Source organism: Bacillus thermotolerans (genome assembly GCF_000812025.2).
GTDB classification, from domain to species: domain Bacteria; phylum Bacillota; class Bacilli; order Bacillales; family Domibacillaceae; genus Quasibacillus; species Quasibacillus thermotolerans.
The window spans coordinates 75,969-94,651 of sequence record NZ_JWJE02000008.1; the positions used below are offsets into that span (position 1 = coordinate 75,969).

Annotated in this window: 16 protein-coding genes and 1 pseudogene; 7 read left to right on the top strand and 10 right to left on the bottom strand. The window is 46.0% G+C overall.

The genetic code is table 11. The annotated features are described in order from the left end of the window. Window positions 1-39 precede the first annotated feature (39 nt). From QY97_RS05285 to QY97_RS05315, 6 genes are all read right to left on the bottom strand, one after another. On the bottom strand, window positions 40-1,752 hold the full coding sequence (locus QY97_RS05285; RefSeq protein ID WP_046128597.1) for an acyl-CoA mutase large subunit family protein: 1,713 nt from the start codon (window positions 1,750-1,752) through the stop codon (window positions 40-42). Further along, window positions 1,742-2,716 carry a methylmalonyl Co-A mutase-associated GTPase MeaB gene (gene meaB / locus QY97_RS05290; RefSeq protein WP_039235396.1) on the bottom strand — a complete coding sequence of 325 codons (975 nt, stop codon included), beginning with the start codon at window positions 2,714-2,716 and terminating at the stop codon, window positions 1,742-1,744. Before meaB ends, QY97_RS05285 begins: the two co-directional genes overlap by 11 nt. A gap of 30 nt (window positions 2,717-2,746) precedes the next feature. Beyond that, complete coding sequence (locus QY97_RS05295) at window positions 2,747-3,454, bottom strand: FadR/GntR family transcriptional regulator (protein ID WP_039235398.1); 708 nt, start codon at window positions 3,452-3,454, stop codon at window positions 2,747-2,749. A gap of 43 nt (window positions 3,455-3,497) precedes the next feature. Beyond that, complete coding sequence (locus QY97_RS05300) at window positions 3,498-4,265, bottom strand: sigma-70 family RNA polymerase sigma factor (RefSeq protein WP_039235402.1); 768 nt, start codon at window positions 4,263-4,265, stop codon at window positions 3,498-3,500. A gap of 117 nt (window positions 4,266-4,382) precedes the next feature. Continuing rightward, the gene (locus tag QY97_RS05305) at window positions 4,383-5,696 is read right to left on the bottom strand and encodes an MFS transporter (RefSeq protein WP_039235404.1); all 1,314 of its coding nucleotides are present in this window, start codon (window positions 5,694-5,696) and stop codon (window positions 4,383-4,385) included. A 948-nt stretch (window positions 5,697-6,644) separates the two neighbouring features. Further along, on the bottom strand, window positions 6,645-7,301 hold the full coding sequence (locus tag QY97_RS05315) for a carboxymuconolactone decarboxylase family protein (RefSeq protein ID WP_039235411.1): 657 nt from the start codon (window positions 7,299-7,301) through the stop codon (window positions 6,645-6,647). A gap of 280 nt (window positions 7,302-7,581) precedes the next feature. Here QY97_RS05315 and QY97_RS05320 point away from each other — a divergent pair, with 280 nt between their 5' ends. The 4 genes from QY97_RS05320 (at window position 7,582) to kynB (ending at window position 11,804) form a co-directional block, all read left to right on the top strand. Next, window positions 7,582-8,772, top strand: coding sequence for an N-acetylmuramoyl-L-alanine amidase (locus QY97_RS05320; RefSeq protein ID WP_039235414.1), 1,191 nt, complete (start codon window positions 7,582-7,584; stop codon window positions 8,770-8,772). A 211-nt stretch (window positions 8,773-8,983) separates the two neighbouring features. Continuing rightward, a complete protein-coding gene (kynU, locus tag QY97_RS05325) occupies window positions 8,984-10,252 on the top strand; it encodes a kynureninase (RefSeq protein ID WP_039235417.1) in 1,269 nt (422 codons plus the stop codon). A gap of 29 nt (window positions 10,253-10,281) precedes the next feature. Then, entirely contained in the window at window positions 10,282-11,136 is an 855-nt protein-coding gene (kynA, locus tag QY97_RS05330; protein WP_039235420.1) for a tryptophan 2,3-dioxygenase, read from the top strand. 35 nt (window positions 11,137-11,171) lie between these two features. Then, window positions 11,172-11,804, top strand: a complete 633-nt coding sequence (gene kynB / locus QY97_RS05335; RefSeq protein ID WP_039235423.1) for an arylformamidase — start codon at window positions 11,172-11,174, stop codon at window positions 11,802-11,804. A gap of 213 nt (window positions 11,805-12,017) precedes the next feature. Here the strand turns inward: kynB and QY97_RS20220 are convergent, their stop codons facing one another. The 3 genes and pseudogenes from QY97_RS20220 to QY97_RS21060 all read right to left on the bottom strand — a co-directional run. Then, the gene (locus QY97_RS20220) at window positions 12,018-12,719 is read right to left on the bottom strand and encodes a permease prefix domain 1-containing protein (protein ID WP_052728927.1); all 702 of its coding nucleotides are present in this window, start codon (window positions 12,717-12,719) and stop codon (window positions 12,018-12,020) included. Further along, window positions 12,716-13,057: a PadR family transcriptional regulator gene (locus tag QY97_RS05350; protein ID WP_039235427.1), complete on the bottom strand. Its 342-nt coding sequence runs from the start codon at window positions 13,055-13,057 to the stop codon at window positions 12,716-12,718. The genes QY97_RS20220 and QY97_RS05350 overlap by 4 nt, the downstream gene beginning before the upstream one ends. Before the next feature lie 141 nt (window positions 13,058-13,198). After that, a pseudogene (locus QY97_RS21060) lies at window positions 13,199-14,215 on the bottom strand (insertion element protein); the annotation flags it as partial. A gap of 312 nt (window positions 14,216-14,527) precedes the next feature. On the opposite strand from QY97_RS21060, the gene QY97_RS05360 reads away from it, so the two are divergent. Next, entirely contained in the window at window positions 14,528-14,761 is a 234-nt protein-coding gene (locus QY97_RS05360) for a hypothetical protein (protein ID WP_046128621.1), read from the top strand. 122 nt (window positions 14,762-14,883) lie between these two features. On the opposite strand, the gene QY97_RS05365 is transcribed toward QY97_RS05360, so the two are convergent. Further along, window positions 14,884-16,314, bottom strand: coding sequence for a sigma-54 interaction domain-containing protein (locus tag QY97_RS05365; RefSeq protein WP_039235430.1), 1,431 nt, complete (start codon window positions 16,312-16,314; stop codon window positions 14,884-14,886). 246 nt (window positions 16,315-16,560) lie between these two features. Here QY97_RS05365 and QY97_RS05370 point away from each other — a divergent pair, with 246 nt between their 5' ends. Continuing rightward, entirely contained in the window at window positions 16,561-17,451 is an 891-nt protein-coding gene (locus tag QY97_RS05370) for a carbon-nitrogen hydrolase family protein (RefSeq protein WP_039235433.1), read from the top strand. Further along, the gene (locus QY97_RS05375) at window positions 17,426-18,679 is read left to right on the top strand and encodes a Zn-dependent hydrolase (RefSeq protein WP_039235436.1); all 1,254 of its coding nucleotides are present in this window, start codon (window positions 17,426-17,428) and stop codon (window positions 18,677-18,679) included. Before QY97_RS05370 ends, QY97_RS05375 begins: the two co-directional genes overlap by 26 nt. Window positions 18,680-18,683: the final 4 nt, after the last annotated feature.

Sequence of the window (18,683 nt, forward strand, 5' to 3'; positions counted from 1 at the left end):
CGTCCTCCTTCTCTCATTTTGTTCTAACTATTCAGTCAGTTAAGCTAACGGGAATTGCCAAAGGCCAAATTCTTCGCGGAATACTTCTTCAATTTCTCCTAACGTCGCATAGGCCAGGACAGCTTCTTTAATGTACGGCATTAAGTTCACATCTTCATGGCACTTCTCTCTTAATACGTTTATCGCCGCTTCTACTTTTGCCTGGTCTCTCTTCGCGCGAAGCTTCTGGAGCTTTTCTTTTTGACGTCTTTCCGCTGATTCAGGATATCTGAACACTTCTACCTTTGTCTCACTCTGTTCAGAAGGGAAGTAATTCAAGCCCACTATTTTATGTTCGCCGTTCTCAATGTTCTTCTGCATTTCATAGGCGAAGTCGGAAATTTCCCGGTGCAGCCAGCCGCTCTCAACGACGGAAACGATACCGCCCTTCGATTCAATTTCAGCAATATAATCCCGGATTCTCTGGGCCATCTCTCGTGTTAAATGTTCAACAAAGTACGAGCCGGCCAAAGGATCCACCGTGTTGACGACATTCGTTTCCGTCTGGATGATTTGCTGTGTCCGGATTGAAATGAGCGCCGATTCTTCTGTCGGGGCCGAATACGCCTCATCATACGAATCGACATGCAGGGACTGGGCACCGCCTAATACAGCCGCGAGTCCTTGAATGGCGGAGCGGGCAATGTTATTCAGCGGCTCTACCTTTGTCAGCGTAATTCCTGCTGTTTGTACGTGGAACCGCATTAAATGCGATTTCGGATGTTGCGCGTTAAACCGGTCCTTCATGACTTCGTGCCAAACCAGCCTGGATGCCCGGCACTTCGCGATTTCTTCGAAAAAGTCATTGAATAAGTTCCAGAAGAAGGACAGCCGCTTCGCAAAGTCATCGATGTTGTTTCCTCTTCGAATCAGCTCTTCCGATGTCGCAATGGCGTTGGCAATGGCACAGGCCACCTCCTGCACAGCAGTCGTTCCGGCTTCACGCAAGTTGTAGCCGTTGTAGCTGACCGGGTTCCATCTAGGAAGGTTTTGGCTTGCATACTCAATAGCGTCACACTGCAGCCGGAAAGACGCTTTCGGCGGCAAGACCTCAAGAGAGCTGCCGATGGCCGTTTCCATTAAGAAGTCATTTTGATTCGTGCCGGACAGCTTCTCGAGCGGGATGCCTTTTTTCTCCGCCATCGCCGCAAACATCGCCATAATGACGACTGTTGTACTTGGCAGATGGGTCACGATGTTGCTTGAAATTTCATCAATCGGAATGCCGTCGTACAGTGCTTCTATATCCTCAATGGAATCAATCGCGACACCCGCCGCACCGACATGCCCCTCTCCTTCCGGGTCATCTGAATCGTATCCGCGGATCGTGGGAAGGTCTAATACCACACTTGTGCCGGTCGCACCATTTTTCAGAAGGAACTTAAAGCGTTCATTCGTATCCTCCGGTGTTCCGTAACCGGCAATTTGCCGTACGGTAAACAGCCGGCCCCGGTACATATTTGGATACACGCCGCGGACATAAGGGGCCTGCCCGGAGAACCCAATGTCTTTTAGATAATCAATATCCTTAATATCTTCCGGTGTATAAAGAAGATCGATAGGAATGCCTGAATCAGAATAATAGTCTCCTTCTCCTACTTTTCCTTTTACTGTATTCTCTTGCCAGCGTTCTTTCTGGGCTTTAATTTCCTTGATAACCTCCTGATCAAAGAGCTTCTTTTCCTGGTTGATATTCGTTGTATTATTTGACATAGCGACCTCCAGATTTAGAATTATTTTTATGAATTAAGCCATTCACGATTTCGTGTGAAACAGTAAATGGATCCGTTTTCCCTTCCTTTACTTCTTGAATCCTGTGCTGCCAGCCATCCTCTTCTTTGATGTACTCCTCTACCTTTCTAGACAGCAGTCCCTGGATCATCGTATCAAGCCTCGCCACATTTCTTTCCTGTCTCTTTTCCTTCCATAAGTTCGTGCTTTTCAGGTGGGCCTTATGCTCGTGAATGCTTTCGATCAGCTCTTTGACCCCTTTTTCCTCCGTCGCTACCGTTTGAAGAATAGGTGGCTGCCAGCCGACTTTTCCCGATTCTCTGATCATCATTTTCAAATCTTTTACACTTTCATTCGCACCCGGCCGATCAGCTTGGTTAATCACATATAAATCCGCAATTTCCATAATGCCAGCCTTCAACGTTTGCAGCGTATCTCCTAGACCGGGCACATTGACTAACACAATCGTATCGGCGATGCCTAACACATCGAATTCTACCTGGCCAACCCCTACCGTTTCGATAAGAATGACATCTTTCTCATAGGCATCCAGCACTTGAACCACATCTGCAGCAGAAGCGGCCAGCCCTCCTAAGTTACCTCTCGTTGCCAGACTTTTAATAAATACATTGGGGGTCTTCGCCAATTCCTGCATCCTGATTCTGTCGCCTAACAGGGCTCCTTGGGTGAAGGGACTGGTAGGGTCGATGCAGACGACGCCGATTTGAAGACCTTTCGCGGCGAGCTGCTTACAAATCTTGCTGACGAGCGTGCTCTTGCCTGATCCCGGCGGACCTGTAATGCCGACGATATGCGCCTTGCCCTTCCTCATGGAGCTATGCTTAAGGATGTCAAAGCTGATCGGCGTTTCATTTTCCACTTCCTTAAGCAGCTTGCCTAAAGACACGTCATCTTTTTTATCAAAGTACTCAGCTATTTTTTCCAAGAAGACACCTCCCGCATCAATTGATAGGTGTTACTTGCCATACTTTAATTCCGCCTGTGCCCGCTCGAGATGAGAAGACATCAGCTGATTTGCTCTCACTGAATCCTGCTCCTTGATCGCTTCATAAATCGCCCAATGCTCCTCTTGGAAACGTTTCAATACCTCACGGGACGTCGCTAATTCATTCCGGGTCGCTCGAATTTGTTCTCCCAGCAAATCAGAGATCACCTCGATCAGCATAACGAGCATCCGGTTTTGCGACGCTTTCACAATCGCCTGGTGAAAAAGAAAATCAGAATGAACCTCCGCTTCCTCGTCCTGGTTGACGTAATGATGGTCCATCTCTATCAAAATATTGTTGATTTCCTGCAGGTTTTGTTCGGTTCTTCTTTTCGCCGCGTAACCGGCTGCGGCCATTTCAAGCGTCACCCGCACCTCAAGCAGTTCATTCGTATCTAAGCCTCTAGACACCGCCACCAAGGACATAATCCCCTTTAAATTTTCCGGGTTTGCCTGCTTGATGATCGTCCCTTCCCCCGATTTTCCTTCAATGATGCCGAGCATGCTTAGGATCGTAAAAGCCTCCCTTAAAGAGGAACGGCTGATGCCCATCGACTCCGACAATTCAATCTCATTCGGCAGCTTCTGTCCCACCTTTAACTTTTTCGTAATGAGCAAATGCCTGATCTGGTCCAGCACCTCTTCGAACTTCTTCTTCTTACCTATTGTTTTAAACATGAACCTCCCCCTCTCTTGTTTGATTGTCAGACAAAGGGTGTACTCATAAAGACGTACTAAGCTCCTTTCGTATCTTTTTAAAAGCGGCGGCCAGATGCTTCGTCACCATGGATTGCGAGCACCCGATCATTCTGGAGACTTCTGCTTTACTAAAGCCTTTGAAGTAATGAAGATAAAGGATGTTCCTTTGCTTTTCACTCACTTGATCGAGAAACACCTTTACCATCATCCTATTGATCGCCTGGTCCTCGACGCTTAATGTCCTGCTCTTTACATGTTCGTACGACTGAGTGACCGTTCTTCCTTTTATGGTTTCTCTAGTCTTTTGATAGATCATTTCCTGCATTCCGTACACCAGGTCAAACGCATCATCCTTGCTTATCCGGAAAAACTGCATCGTCTCTGCAATCGAGGGATCTTTCTGATAGCGAACCCAATACTCCTCATGAAATTTCCGGTACTTCGGATACAGCTCCCGAATTCGCTGCGAGATGACCACCATATTGGAGTCGTTGGACCGTGAGAAATTCCGAAGCTCCCCTTGTATCGATAAGAACGAATACCTGATCCACTCGTTAACAGACAAGTTTAAGTTGATTTTCTTTATTGCTTTAAACAATCCGATATAGGCTGCCTGCAGTAAATCCTCCCATTCTACTTTGTTGACGGCCATAAACCGCGCGGGTGACTTTGTATATTCTTTGATCACATATTTCACAAATTTATGAGCTTCCTCGCTTTTCATCAGCTCATTTAAGTAATCCGGGTCCTTCTTTGCTAAAGCCAATGTCTCCTTCGTCATTAACAACATCATTTTCTCCCCTATCTTTATAAAAAGAGGGAAAGAATTGCTGCTTTCCCGCTACTGTTATTTGTAGGGTAAAAAGCAAGGTCAGCAGCCCTCTTCACCTCTATGAACGTACGTGTTCTAATCTAGTACTTGCTTGGCAGAAATCATGAAGCGTGTTAAGAGGGCTCCCATCAAGGCGAGTGCCGCGCCCAGGAATAACACGTATTGCCAAGAGCCAAACAAGACAATCAAAAACCCTGTTAAAGCCGGCGCAATAATTCCTGCTACTGTACCTGATGTATTCATGATCCCTGATAATGTTCCAGCTGACTTTGGCCCGATATCAATCGGCAGTGTCCAGAACATCGTGAAGTTAATCCCGAGGCAAGTGACGGATAACGTAATGTACGCCAGAGCGGCCCATTCATTAGGTGTATATGCGCCTAATGCCATAAATATGGCTGTTCCTAAAAAGGAGATGTAAATCGGTATTCTTCTCGACTGTGTAAGGGTGTACCGTTTCGATAGGTAATCAGAGAAGAGCCCTGCCACGTTCATCGCAATAAAGGCGCCTAACCACGGAAGTGCCCCGTATATGCCGACGTTTAAGATCGTGAATCCTCTTTCTGTCATAAAATAAGCCGGCAGCCAGGTGAGATACAAATACCAGTTATAGTTCTGGAAGAAGTAAATTAACGTGACGCCCCAAACTTCCTTCACCCGAAAGATTTTCGACCACGGAATTTTTACTTCTTCTTTCTCTTCCTTGTGGCTCGTGCCATCTTCCATCTCGGCTAACTCTTCCTCCGTAATGAACGGATGATCCTTTGGCTCATCGGTAGCGATTTTGAACCAGATGATAGCCCAGATAATACCTAACACCCCGAAGAAGTAAAACGACGCATGCCAATTGAATTGTGTCGTTAACCATGTTGTGATAGGAGCGGTGATCATCACACCAACGGCCATGCCGGACATATTGAGCCCTTGCCAGCGCCCTCTCGTGTGCAACGGTGACCACTTTGAAACGACGGCCGTATGAGATGGGAAATTCACCGCCTCACCGACACCAAGCAGGAAGCGGATCATCAGCATCGAAGCAAAGCTCCAAGCCAGCGGCGTCGCGATCGTAAAGACCGACCAGATGATGACGCCGATCGCTAGGAATCTCACTCCGCCCCATTTATCCGACATCCAGCCTGCCGGGATCCCCAGCAGCAAATAACCAACGAAGAAAGCAGATGCTAAAAGGCCGAATTGCTGCTCATTCCAGCCAAACTCCTCCATCATCGTGACAGCGACAATAGAGATATTTGAACGGTCTGTATACGCAAGGACGGTACTCAAGAAGATGAAAAACATTACCCACCAGCGAGCCTTCACCTTTCGTTTACGAGGGGATTTCGGGTTTGGATCTCTGACTTCCGCAGTTTCTAACGGGAGTTTTTCCACTAAACGTGTCCTCCTTTATACAGAATAGGTTCCGTCTTGATCTTGATGTTTGGTGGTTTGCTAGATTGAATGATCCTCCTTTCTTATCCTTTTTTGAAAGCGCTGTCATTTTTCTCGCGCATATCTCGAAAACAAACAGGCCCTGCATGATATTTTTAAAGAGGTGAAACCCTCCCTAAAACCTTAGTAAGATTGTCAGACAAACAGCTCAGGATAGTCACTAGTAAGATTGTCAGACAAACGGCCAGAGCTTTTGAAGTGAGTCATAGTTCAAACATCACTTTTTGAACTATACGAGAAATAAATAACATTTATGAAAAAAATAATTTCTATTTTTCATTCGCCAAATAAGAGTTCTAGTATGGAATGGAAAAAAGCAGATCGATTGAATGTTTGATTGGAGTGAAACGTTGATGAGCGATCTTCAGACTGTGCGGCGTCCCCTTTCCCGCATTCGCTTAGAGGATGCTAACGGGAGAAGGTCTAACGCTTTTAACAGATTCACAAGAATGAATGAACAGCTTCAACAAATGCGGAAAATAGAGTGGTTTCTTAAGAGGTTTAAGCTATGTGCGATAGCTTACAGGAAAATGATTAACGATTCCTAGTATAGATCAATCTAATAGGCTGGTCAATATATTATTTATAATTTTCAGAATGTTGTGTATATTTTGTTCAACTTGTCCATTACTCCTCCCTGAGCCGCTTTGTTGCAGGTCATATTTTCGTGCAGTTTAACTATAAACCTTGTTCGTTTGCATGCTCTAAACCATTTCTACGAATACACTCTTTTAACTATCAGTCCGTACAGCTACATAGAAAAGCTCCTTGATAGAAAGGGTGATTGAACTTTGACTTCGGCTAGCTCCAACCGCCGGCCTCTACCCCCACCAAAAACAAAAAACCGCCAGCAGCCGCTGACGGTCTAAAACAAACCCTCTTCAACACTTAGGAATCATACGCATTCAGTGCGTTCACACTGTGGGCGATGGCAGATCCTGCCTTCAGCGCGGTCGCAACCAAAATAGATTCGGCGAGTTCCTCGCGGGAAACGCCCAGCTTCTTGGCGTTTTTCGTATGGATTTCGATGCAGTACGGGCAGCCGGTGACGTGGGCGACTGCTATAGCAATCAGCTCCTTGTCCTTGCCGCTGATGAGCCCCGGCTTCATTGCTGCCTGGTCAAATTGATTGAACCCGTGGAAGCCGTCCGGGCTTAATTCCGTGAATTCCTTGAATCTCGATAGGTTGCTCTTTTGGTAAAGGTCTTCATTGTTCTCCCCGTCAAAGGCCTGCAGGGCGTTTAAGCCGTGGGCCATGGCGGAGCCGGCTTTTAATGCAGTCGCGACCATAATCGCTTCGGCCATCTCTTCCTTTGACACTTCCAGCTTTTTCGCATTCGTCACATGCAGGTCAATGCAGTACGGGCAGCCCGTTACATGCGCCACCGCTACGGCAATTAACTCCTTCGTTTTCTTCGTCAGAAGCCCGTCCGACAAAGCGAGCTTGTCAAACTGCGCGAAGGCCTTGAAGGTGTCAGGCGCAAGCTCGGCGAGTTCCGGCAGCCGGCGAAAGTACGATTTCTGGTACAAGCTATTATTTTCCATCCTTATCCCCCTCTTTTTTATGCCTCTTTGTCCGTCCATTCTTAGCTGTTATGAATAGTATATAACCCCTTAAGACAAACAGCTAATGAAACACTCACTTAACTGCAGCTGTACTGCGAGACTCCTTCCTTTGTTTCAGTTTCATTACATTTTGTGAATTCACTTCAAGGACAAGTTGCCTGTTTCATACAATGGTTTGTCAAGACGGCGGCAGTGTGGAGTCTTCTGGGAGGGAAAATTGGAGCGGTAAATAAAAATTGATCCATAAAGGAGAAAGCGCATGAAAAGAATTTTCGTAGTGGCTACGTTAGTCTTTTCTCTTGTTGTTTCTCTCGTTCATTTTCACACAGCTGTACAGGCAAACGGGTTTGTCGATGTTCCTGCCCGAGCAGCCAAAGAAGTCAACTATTTGGTGGAAAGAAAAGTGGCGAATGGGTACTCCTCCTCTATCTTCGGATCGACACGGACCGTTACGCGTGCAGAAGCCGCTGCCTTCATTGGTCGCGCGCTGCAATTAAACGGCACGCAGCGAAACACACGCTTTAGGGATGTAGGCTCTGGCCACTTCGCTTCCGGTTATATTCAGTCCGCTGTGGAGAGAGGCATTCTGTCCGGCTATGGCGGCGGGTATTTCCGGCCAAACGAGGCGGTTACCCGAGGAGAAATGGCCGTAATGATTTCTAAAGCCTTTGGCTATTCATATGGGGGCAGCCTTTCTGGGGCAGCGAGAGCCCTTCTGTCACGCGGAATTGCGAACGGGTTAGAAGACGGCACATTCGGAGCCAGCCAGCGGGTCATTCGGGTAGACTTTGCGGTGGTTTTGGCGCGAGCGATGAATCCGGCCTTCCGGAGCGGCTATACCGTTGATCCGCGCTTATCCAATCAAGTTGTTATTATTGATCCTGGCCATGGAGGCAGCGATCCCGGTGCGAGCGGCTTAGGCTTAAACGAGAAAGATGTTGTGCTCGATACCGGCCTCCGTTTGAACGAACTATTGAAGCAAACCCCTCTCACCGTCCATATGACCCGCACGAATGACACGTTGCCATCGCTGGCCGACCGGGTCAACTTTGCCAAAAACCGAGGCGGGAACGTATTTGTCAGCATTCATGCCAATGCACTGAACGGATCAGCGACCGGTACGGAAACGTATTATTATTCCGAAGCCAATACGAATCCGCATGTCGCTGACAGCCGGCTGCTGGCGGAAAAAATCCAGCGCCGCCTCGTCATGGCGTGGCACCTGCGGGACCGGGGCGTGAAACAAACGAGCGAGTTGTATGTACTGAAAAACAACAGCATGCCGGCGGCCCTCGCCGAGCTTGGCTTTATTGACCATCCTGAGGATAACCAAAAGCTGAGATCCGACTACTGGCGGAATGCCGCAGCAAAAGCGATTTACTACGGGATTATCGACTACTACAACGAAAAGGGCTATGACGTGGATGCCCTGTATGATATAGCGAGATGATCAAAAAAGGTGAGCAGCTTCCTTCTGCTCACCTTTTTTACGTCTATCCTATTGAAACACTTCTGCAGCCCCGTCCAGCGGAAGCACACCTTCATCCAGTATCATATGAAGTCTTTTCTTTTTCTTAAAGGACAGGCATTTTATTTACAAAATTGTTCCTGACGTACTATCATCAAGTAAAAGAGGTTCATGGAGAAAGGAGCCAACTCATATGAATACAAGAGAATACGCTCAGCAGCTGGATCGCAAGGATCCGCTGAAGCAATACCGCGCTGAATTTTATCTGCAGCCTGGCACCATTTATTTCGATGGAAACTCTCTAGGCCTGCTTTCCAAGCGGGCGGAAGCATCCCTGTACAATGTCCTTCATGCCTGGAAGGAACATGGCATTGATGGCTGGCTGAAAGGAGAGCATCCGTGGTTTTACCTTTCTGAAAAACTCGGTGAGATGACCGCGCCGCTGATTGGAGCCAAGCCTAGCGAAGTGGTTGTAAGCGGTTCCACCACTGTTAACCTGCACCAAATCATCTCTTCCTTTTATAAACCAGCCGGAAAAAGAACAAAGATTTTGGCGGATGAACTCAATTTTCCGACCGATATATACGCCTTGAAAAGCCAGCTCATGACGCATGGCCTGGATCCTGATGAACATCTCATCCAAGTGAAAAGCCAGGATGGGCAGACACTTCGCGAGGAAGACATTATAGAAGCAATGAACGATGAGGTCGCCTTTCTGGTCCTTTCCGGCGTACTGTACCGAAGCGGCCAAATCATCGATATGGAGCGCTTAACGAAGGAAGCCCATCAGCACGGCATCTTGGTGGCCTTTGATTTATGCCATTCGATCGGGGCGATCCCCCATTCCTTGGACGATTGGAACGTCGACTTCGCTTTCTGGTGCACGTATAAGCACTTGAACGGGGGACCTGGCGCGGTCGCTGGCATTTATGTGAATGAAAAGCATTTCGGGACCCACCCTGGCCTTGCCGGCTGGTTCGGTTCTCATAAAGAGAAACAGTTTGATCTGGAGCACGACCTCACCCCTGCTGCTAATGCAGGAATGATGCAGATCGGCACCCCGCATGTATTGAGCGCCGCGCCCCTTCTCGGCTCGTTATCGATATTTGAAGAAGCCGGCATCGGTCAAATCCGTGAAAAGTCTGTGAAATTGACGGATTACTTGATTCAGCTTGTAGACGCGGAGCTTAGCGAATTTGACTTTCAAGTAAGAAGTCCGCGCGATGCTTCATTAAGAGGCGGCCACGTCTTCCTTGAGCATAAGGAAGCCGCCCGCATTTGCAAGGCCTTAAAAGCGGAGGGCGTCATCCCAGATTTCCGGGCACCAAGCGGCATCCGGCTGGCGCCTGTGGCTTTATACAATACGTTCGAAGAGGTATGGGAGGTCGTTCAAATTTTGAAGAGAATCATGAAGGAAGAGCTGTATAAGAAGTTTGAGAATAAGCGTGACGTCGTGGCTTAACCGTAAACCTACCTGGAGGAGGAGCTAGAATGTCAAAATCGATATCCGACTTGTATAAGAATCTTGAGAAAGAAAAAGGCATTCACACGGATTTCAAGGACAATATGACGTACGGCGAGTATTTGCATTTAGACAAAATCCTCACGAGCCAAAAGCGCCTGTCCAGTCACCATGACGAGATGCTGTTTATCATTATCCATCAGGTCAGCGAGCTTTGGATGAAGCTGATCCTGCATGAGCTCTCTTCAGCCATTGAAGCGATCCAGAAGGATCAGCTGCACACCGCCTTCAAAATGCTGGCGCGTGTATCAAAAACCCAAACACAAATCATTCAGGCGTGGGATGTATTGTCCACCTTGACGCCGGCTGAGTACCTGCAATTTCGCGACTTTCTTGGAAAAGCGTCCGGCTTTCAGTCGTACCAGTACCGGCTGATCGAGTTTGCTTTAGGCTATAAGTCCACGCCTATTTTAAAAATATATGAAAAGGATCCAGCTGTGCACGAAGCGCTGAAGGCCGCTTTTCAAGCACCGAGCATTTATGACGTATCCATTGAGGCGCTGGCCCGCGCCGGCTTTGACATCAATCCAAAGCTGATCAATCGCGACTATTCAAACGTGTACGCAGGCGACCCGTCTGTCGCCAAGGCCTGGCAGGAAGTATATCGGAATGTCGATCAATACTGGGATTTGTATGAGCTGGCTGAAAAGCTGGTCGATATTGAAGACTGGCTCCAGCAATGGCGCTTCCGTCATATGAAGACCGTCGAGCGGATCATCGGCTTCAAGGCAGGCACCGGCGGCTCCTCAGGCGTTCAGTACTTAAAGCAGGTGCTCGATCACCGCTTCTTCCCCGAGGTTTGGGACTTGCGAACGGAATTATAACGCTTCAAAACTTTCTTTAAATGGTGGTGTTATTGATGAAAGATCGGAAATGGATCGATATCTCCCAGCCTTTCACCCCTGACATTGCCTCCTGGCCGGGAGATATCCCTTTTACCTTTAAGCTCAGCTTTACAAAGAAACAAACCGGATCCGTCAATATTGGCCAGATCCATACAGGCGTCCACACGGGCACGCACATTGACGCCCCCTTTCATTTCGATGAACAGGGTAAACAGGTGCATGAATTGGATATTCAGCTATACGCAGGCAAAGCCCGGGTCATTGACGCAGCCGGCCATGACAGGATCGGAAAAGAAGAGCTGGAGGGGTATAATTTGCAGGGAGCAGAGCGGCTCCTGATAAGGACAGCGAAAGGAAGAGATTGGCGAACGTTTCCGGACAGCTACACGGTCTTTCGCGACAATATCGGCCCCTATCTGAAGGAACAAGGCATCTTCCTGCTCGGAACGGATGCCCCGTCGGTTGATGCCGTAGACAGCAAAACGATGACCGCTCATCACTCGCTGCACCAGAACGGTGTACATATCCTAGAGAATATCGTACTGGATCATGTGGAACCCGGCGATTATGAGCTGATGGCTCTGCCGCTGGCGATTGAGGGAGCGGACGCCAGCCCGGTGCGAGCCGTGCTGCGAAGGCTTGAATAGGACCTCGCCATCATCACCTTTCTTTAAAAATAAAGGAAGTTGAGTTTTATTAACGGGTTCGGTTGGTGAGGAGAAAAGTGCTAATAACAATAGAATTCACAATCTTATTAGCGTGGAATTCAGCAATGAATCAGCATATTAAATAGCAAGCAAAAACGCTCAGAGAAAATCTGAGCGTTTTTGATGATATATTAAAATCCATATTTAACGTGTTTAGTTAAGTAGCTTAGTTTTTTGTTTATTGTATGCTTTAATTATTGCCCATAACATAGCAAACAGCGCAAAGGTTGTTCCACCGACTAACAACACCAATAATCCTAAAAATGAATAATCCTTTGATTCAATAAATACACCATGCAGTCCTGAACCTGTGAAATAAGAACTGTATAATTTACTCATAAGAGGGTTATCGTACGTTGTGTATTCATATATGACCTCATCTCCATTTGAATAGTCTTTAACTACCACCGTCCCAACAGAAAATTTCGCATCCTCCAAAATTCCTTCTATCTCGATTTTATTTGCTTCAGACAACTGCCCATCTGTCGGAATAATTTCAAAAATATCGTTAACAATAGCAGCTTGTTCTTTGTGAATATCATTGATTGGGATTATTGTAATAATAAAGATGATGAAAGAAAGAACAAAAATACCTAATCCAGCATTTAATAGTCTTTTTCCAAATGTTTTTTGTGTTTGAAATACCTGATTTATCAGTGATCGGAGTTCATTCTCTTTACCAAATCTTTCGATAGCGATTTCAACAGCTTCCTCTTCAGTTTTTCCCTCGGATACTAATTCGTGAACAGATTCGAGTAAATGACTTTTCATTTCACTTTTTAAATCTTGGATTTCATCTTTGTTGCCTTTCGCATTCCGATAAACCTTGTTAACGTACTCTTCAACTTGTTTCAATTATTTTCTCCCCTTTCAAGAAACGAATCAATCATATTTTTCAAAAATTCCCATTCTTTGCGCTTTTGTTCAAATCCCTCTTCACCCGATGGAGTTAATCGATAATATTTCCGCCTCCCTCCTGGTCCTTGCTCATCTCCCCAATAGGACTCTATCCACATGTTTTTCTCTAGGCGCTTTAATGATAAATAAAGTGTTCCTTCTTTCAATTCGAATTGTTCTTCGCTCTTTTCTCGAACAAACTTGGCAATTTCATATCCGTACATATCCTCATCCCTTAACAAGGAGAGAATGATGGTATCAATATGACCTTTTAAAACATCTTTGTTTATTTCCAAATATACCGCCTCCTAACCATACCATAAAATATAATACCTAATAATGCAAGGTATTTATTCAAAAAAACATCGCTAATTATTAGCGATCTACCTTAAATAGATTATTTGATTCAAATCAAAAATTTTATCTGTTATATCCAATCATTGCGCAGGAGTCTCCCTTGTTCCGTTTGATTTAAAAGGGAAACAAAAATTGTAATATGTTCAAAGGATAGTGATTGCCATCTGTGCATACTTTGGATTGAAATTTGAATAGATATAACTTTTTCCATCGCCACGGGCGGTAGTCAATGGTCTTTCCAAAATAGGTAGCCTTCTTCGAACCTGTTGAATAAAGGCGTTTGTAGCATTGTCATTAACATTTATTATTAATGACGCAACAGCTTTCGGCTCCAAAGAGGAAAGGTTTGTCAGGCAATCTACCGAACGCAATCCTCTATCGATTGTAGCAAGAGGGTGTGAGATTGGATTATCAGCGTATTCAAGATGAGTTCCAAAAGCAGTGGTTACTTCTTTATGAAAGGTGTGGGTTTCGAATGATTCAGTTAATTGTAGATACGCTAGCTTTCTTAATGACCTTGTTCCGTATCCTCTCCTAGTTCCCCAGTCAATTAAATCAAATTTTGCTTGTTCAAATTCTTCACGCGCTTGTTTTCTTGTTTTGGTCTTATCAGTTTGACTAAGAAAGCGATGGGCGTCAGATAGCCTAATTTCTTTTGAGAAGACACGATTGAAGGAAGTTATTAGCGATTGATCTTCATCGGTCACAAAACGCCACTCAGAAGCATTTACAAGCTGTTTAATCAACCATAAATGCGCAATGGTTGATTAGCAGAAGGGGGTTGCGGATAGTGGCTATACTTTGGATACTGAGCATATTTTTTCGCAAATTCGTTAAGATGGTCTTCTTTTTGTAATGTCCCAATCATAAGCCACGTCACTACGCAAAACATACCTGGATAAAACATCAGCCGATACTACAACATGAGTAGGAAACTGGTTTTCTTCCACATCATCATAACGATGTCCGCCCATCCCTTTTTGACGCATATTATTTAGATAGTAAGTCATCTTGTCTGTGTTCAACCACATTTCTTTAAACTCAAGTTTTTGAAAAGGTTTAGTCTCTTGTTTTTCTAGAAATTCCAAACATCTTCGAATTTGAGATAAACATTGGTATATCAATAACAAAAGAGACACCAATTCATATGCGAATTGTGTCTCTAATTGATATGTTTTTTATTGTTTTCTCCCCAGCAACCGAACCCGTTAGAGTCTTATATAGGTGTGAAAATGACTAAAACTTCTCAATAAATGGTTCCCTCTACTAAACTCAGCTTTGATCATTAGCTGCGAACTTTCTAGACATTATTGCTGTAAAACCGTTAGAAGGGAAGTCTAACCGGGAAAACCTCTGTACAAGAATATCTTTCTTCAATCAACATCCTAGAACACAAGGAGGAAACTACATTGAAAAAAGAAGATTTGTTTGATCAAGAGGCTAGTGAAGCAAACTTAAAATTAAACGAAGAGCTGAATGATGACATGACGATTCTGCATGAAGCGGAAGGGTCGGACTCCAGTGCAGAGGCTAACCTAAAGATACAAGAAGAGTTTAATAGCCATCGACCAAAAGAAGAAGTGTTCCCGACGTATTTATACAACAACACACCGGCGATCCGAGTGACGAGAAAAGATAAATAAAAGCCAGGCGGCTGGAGGGGATTCTTCTGCCTCCCCTCCCCCCATCTCTTGTTCTTATCCATTTTTTCAAATACCCTCCTCGATATGTCTAACATGGATGACCCCGAACAGGATATATGAATCTATTCTTCTTCCTCTTCCACGAGCTGAATATCATATTTCTTCACCCTTCTCATCAGCAGTGATTGAGTAACCCCGAGGTGCTTGGCGGCTTTTCTTGTCGATTTCTTTTTTCTTAACGCGTCTATGATCATCCTTTTCTCCATCTGTTCTAGCACGTCCGGCATGGTGGTTTGATCGAAGGAAGAAGTGAACTCAGAGAAGGATGTGTGCTGCTGGGTCATTTTCTGCGGAAGATCCGTTTCCTCAATTTGTTCATCTGATAAAATCACAAGCCGCTCTACTAGGTTTTCTAATTCCCGGACGTTTCCCGGCCATGCATACTGGCGGAAAGCCTCCTTCACTTCCGCAGAAAACGTTTTTCGAGTGCGATACTTGTCATTGAACACCTCTAAAAAATACAGAGCCATTTCCTCAATATCCTCTTTGCTTTCTCTTAACGGCGGCAGTTTAACCGCCAGGACATTCAATCGGTAAAACAAATCTGATCGAAACGTCCCCTTAGCCACCATGTCCTCCAAATGTCGGTTGGTCGCTGCGATAATCCGAACATCGGCCTGCTTATACTCCCTTGCGCCAATCGGCAAATACGTTTTGGACTGAAGAAAATGAAGCAGCTTTGTTTGCAGGTGCAAAGGAAGCTCCCCTATTTCATCCAGAAAGAGAGTCCCTTGCTCTGCTGCTTGAATCAAACCCGACCTTCCCCCTGAAGCCGCTCCAGTAAATGATCCTCTCTCATAGCCAAACAGCTCAGATTCCAATAGAGCCTCAGGCAAGGACGCACAATTAATTTGCACGAACGGTTTGCTGCTTCTTTTGCTTAATACATGAATTCTCTCAGCAGCCAGACTTTTGCCTGTCCCTGTTTCACCCGTAATTAACGCAGTCGTATCGACCGAAGCGATTTTTTCAATAATTTTCTCCGCCTCCACACGATGATGGCTTTTCGGAGACAGGCTCCTTGCTTTAGAGCTCTCTTTCCGCAATGGAACATTCGTTAACTTCCTAATTTCTTCGCTGTATTTCTCTAATAATTCCTCTGTCTCTTTCAATTTCGAGGTGTTTTTGACTGCCTCTGTAATATCGCGGCAGTGGGCAATGGCGACAACGACCCTTCCTTCCTGGTCTTTGACTAAATGACCGGTCGCAATATACTTTCTTCCTTCATGCATGACCTGTACGGTGCTGACATTTCTTCCCGTTTCCAACGCCATTCGGGAAACAGATGGATTGAACACCCCTTCTTTCTCAAGCTCTCTCACATTTCTTCCGATCATTTTCTCCCTCGGCATTCTGCACATCGCTTCGCTGGCAGTATTCATCCACAGGGTGACGCCTTCATGATCAGAAATATAAATAGCATCTTTAATGGATTCTAAAATATCCGTAAAAAGGGCAGGGTTCTCCTTTGTTAATTGTAAAAGCTTCTCCATACTTGCTCCTTCTTTGCTAAAGTTTGAATTGATTTCGATTCACATTACCGGATTACTAAAATATGAACCATCTAACCGAATCAATTTCGATTCATTCGAATCGATTTTAAAGGAATCATACATAATATTTAGAATATTTTCAATAAATTGTTTGATTTTCAGCTGAAATCTGGCCGTTTTCCTCTTGTCTTTCTCCCTTTCCGTTGGCATGAATCTTGCTTTATTACGGCAAGGAGGTGCTTTTCAATGAATCATATAACCATTGCTGCCGTTCAAATGGATCCGAAGCTTGGCGAGCATAGCCAAAACATGGACAGTATTTTACGCTTGGCAAAAGAAGCCGTACAGAAAGAGGCAACGGTCATTGTCTTCCCGGAATGTGCCCTAACCGGGATTAGTGCCGACTCGATCGAAGAAGCAAAAAACATCGCCCTGCCCCGCCATGGCGACTGGACTCAGCCATTTAACCAGCTGACAGCCGATCACGATGTGTATCTCGCTATTGGACTTTTAGAGTCGGCAGACGGCCAAGTCTTTAACTCTCTTTATCTCTTCGGCGAAGGAAAGGTTCTGCACATGTACAGAAAAGCTCATTTAACGAATTTAGGAGCCGATCGTTTTGTCGCAAAAGGAGACACTCCTTTCGTACCCGTCGAAACAAAGATTGGCAAGCTCGGATTATTGATTTGCTACGACAGCCGCTTCCCTGAACAGGCACGGGTATTAAGCCTGCAGGGCGCTCAAATTTTACTTCACAGCACGAACCTGCCGATGACGGCAAGCGATCATGTCGAGTTGCTTCTGCCGTCAAGGGCGAACGAAAACAGAGTGTACGTCGTATCAGCCGGGAGAGTTGGCGTGGAAAGAGGAATGCGCTTTTTAGGAAGAAGTACGGTTTATAACTTGGATGGCGCAGTCCTTTCCGAGGCAGATGGCCAGACCGAGACCATTATTTATGCAGCGGTCGACATAGACGCAGCTAAAGAGAAGGACGTTACCTTCCCACCAACACCTGATAAACCTTGTACACAGGTAAACTCCTTATTTTCCTCCAGAAGACCTGATTTATATGGAGAAATCACGAAAACAGACAACAGAAAGGTGATCACTCATGGAACAGCAAATGTACAAAATTAATTCAAACCGCCTCCTCTCTTCTATTCAGACGAGCGCCAAATACGGCACGCTGCCAAACGGCGGACTCGGACGAGTAGCTTTAAGTAAAGAGGATCAGCAAATAAGAGACCTGCTAAAAAGCTGGATGGAAGACTGTAATCTTGATGTCCGCGTAGACGACTTTGGCAACATGTACGGGCGGCGCGAAGGGAAAGACCCTCATGCTTCTCCGGTTGTCATCGGCTCTCACCTGGACACGCAGCCCATCGGCGGAAAGTACGACGGCGTGCTCGGCGTCATGGCAGCGCTGGAGGTGATCCGCACACTCAATGATGAAGGGGTAGCGACGAATAGACCGATTGAAATGGTCAACTTCACAAACGAGGAAGGAGCAAGATTCGAGCCCGCCCTGCTTGGATCCGGCGGGATTGCGCGCGTCTTTTCAGCGGAAAGCATTATGAACACGAAGGATAAAGACGGAAAAACATTCGGCGAGGAATTAGAAAACATCGGGTACAACGGATCAGCGCAAAACCGTTTATCGGATCCGTATTGCTATGTCGAACTGCATATTGAACAAGGGCCCGTCCTTGAAGACAGCGGTGCCTCTATCGGCGTCGTGACCGGGATTCAGGGCATCAGCAGCCTAGAGGTCACCATCCATGGCCGCACGAGCCATGCCGGCACTACCCCAATGAAAAACAGAAGAGATGCTATGCTGTTAGCGGCCAAGATGATTCAGCAAACCTATAAAACAGCTGAACATACCCCTGACCTGTTAGTTACTGTCGGGCGCATCCAGGCATCTCCTAACGTCACGAATTCACTCGCTGAACAAGTCGTCTTTTCTATTGATGTCCGCCACCCAGAAGATACCGTCCGAGAACAGTACACGAATGAGATCAAAGAAAAGATAAGCACCCTTGCCTTAGTCGAAAAAATGGATATGCACATTAAAGACATCGTGGAGATGAAAGCAGAGATTTTCGCTAAAGACATTGTTGAAGGAGTGGAAGCGGCGGCCCGCAAGCACGGCTATTCATCGAAAAGGGTTATAAGCGGCGCCGGGCATGACGCCATGTACATGAATAAACTGGCACCAACTGGCATGATTTTCATCCCAAGCATCGGCGGTGTCAGCCACTGTGAAGAGGAATTCAGTGAAGAGGCAGATATCGAAAAAGGCGCCCAAACCCTCTTGGAGCTGACGTTGACACTGGCCAACCGGGACAAAGAGCTGCAGCGATAAACTT

Bases quoted from the DNA above. Each gene is read 5' to 3' on its own strand.
- QY97_RS05285 (WP_046128597.1), bottom strand. From the start codon at position 1,752: ATGTCAAATAATACAACGAATATCAACCAGGAAAAGAAGCTCTTTGAT.
- QY97_RS05370 (WP_039235433.1), top strand. From the start codon at position 16,561: ATGAATCATATAACCATTGCTGCCGTTCAAATGGATCCGAAGCTTGGC.
- kynA (WP_039235420.1), top strand. From the start codon at position 10,282: ATGTCAAAATCGATATCCGACTTGTATAAGAATCTTGAGAAAGAAAAA.
- QY97_RS05295 (WP_039235398.1), bottom strand. From the start codon at position 3,454: ATGTTTAAAACAATAGGTAAGAAGAAGAAGTTCGAAGAGGTGCTGGAC.
- QY97_RS05365 (WP_039235430.1), bottom strand. From the start codon at position 16,314: ATGGAGAAGCTTTTACAATTAACAAAGGAGAACCCTGCCCTTTTTACG.
- QY97_RS05300 (WP_039235402.1), bottom strand. From the start codon at position 4,265: ATGTTGTTAATGACGAAGGAGACATTGGCTTTAGCAAAGAAGGACCCG.
- QY97_RS05320 (WP_039235414.1), top strand. From the start codon at position 7,582: ATGAAAAGAATTTTCGTAGTGGCTACGTTAGTCTTTTCTCTTGTTGTT.
- QY97_RS05315 (WP_039235411.1), bottom strand. From the start codon at position 7,301: ATGGAAAATAATAGCTTGTACCAGAAATCGTACTTTCGCCGGCTGCCG.
- kynB (WP_039235423.1), top strand. From the start codon at position 11,172: ATGAAAGATCGGAAATGGATCGATATCTCCCAGCCTTTCACCCCTGAC.
- kynU (WP_039235417.1), top strand. From the start codon at position 8,984: ATGAATACAAGAGAATACGCTCAGCAGCTGGATCGCAAGGATCCGCTG.
- QY97_RS05375 (WP_039235436.1), top strand. From the start codon at position 17,426: ATGGAACAGCAAATGTACAAAATTAATTCAAACCGCCTCCTCTCTTCT.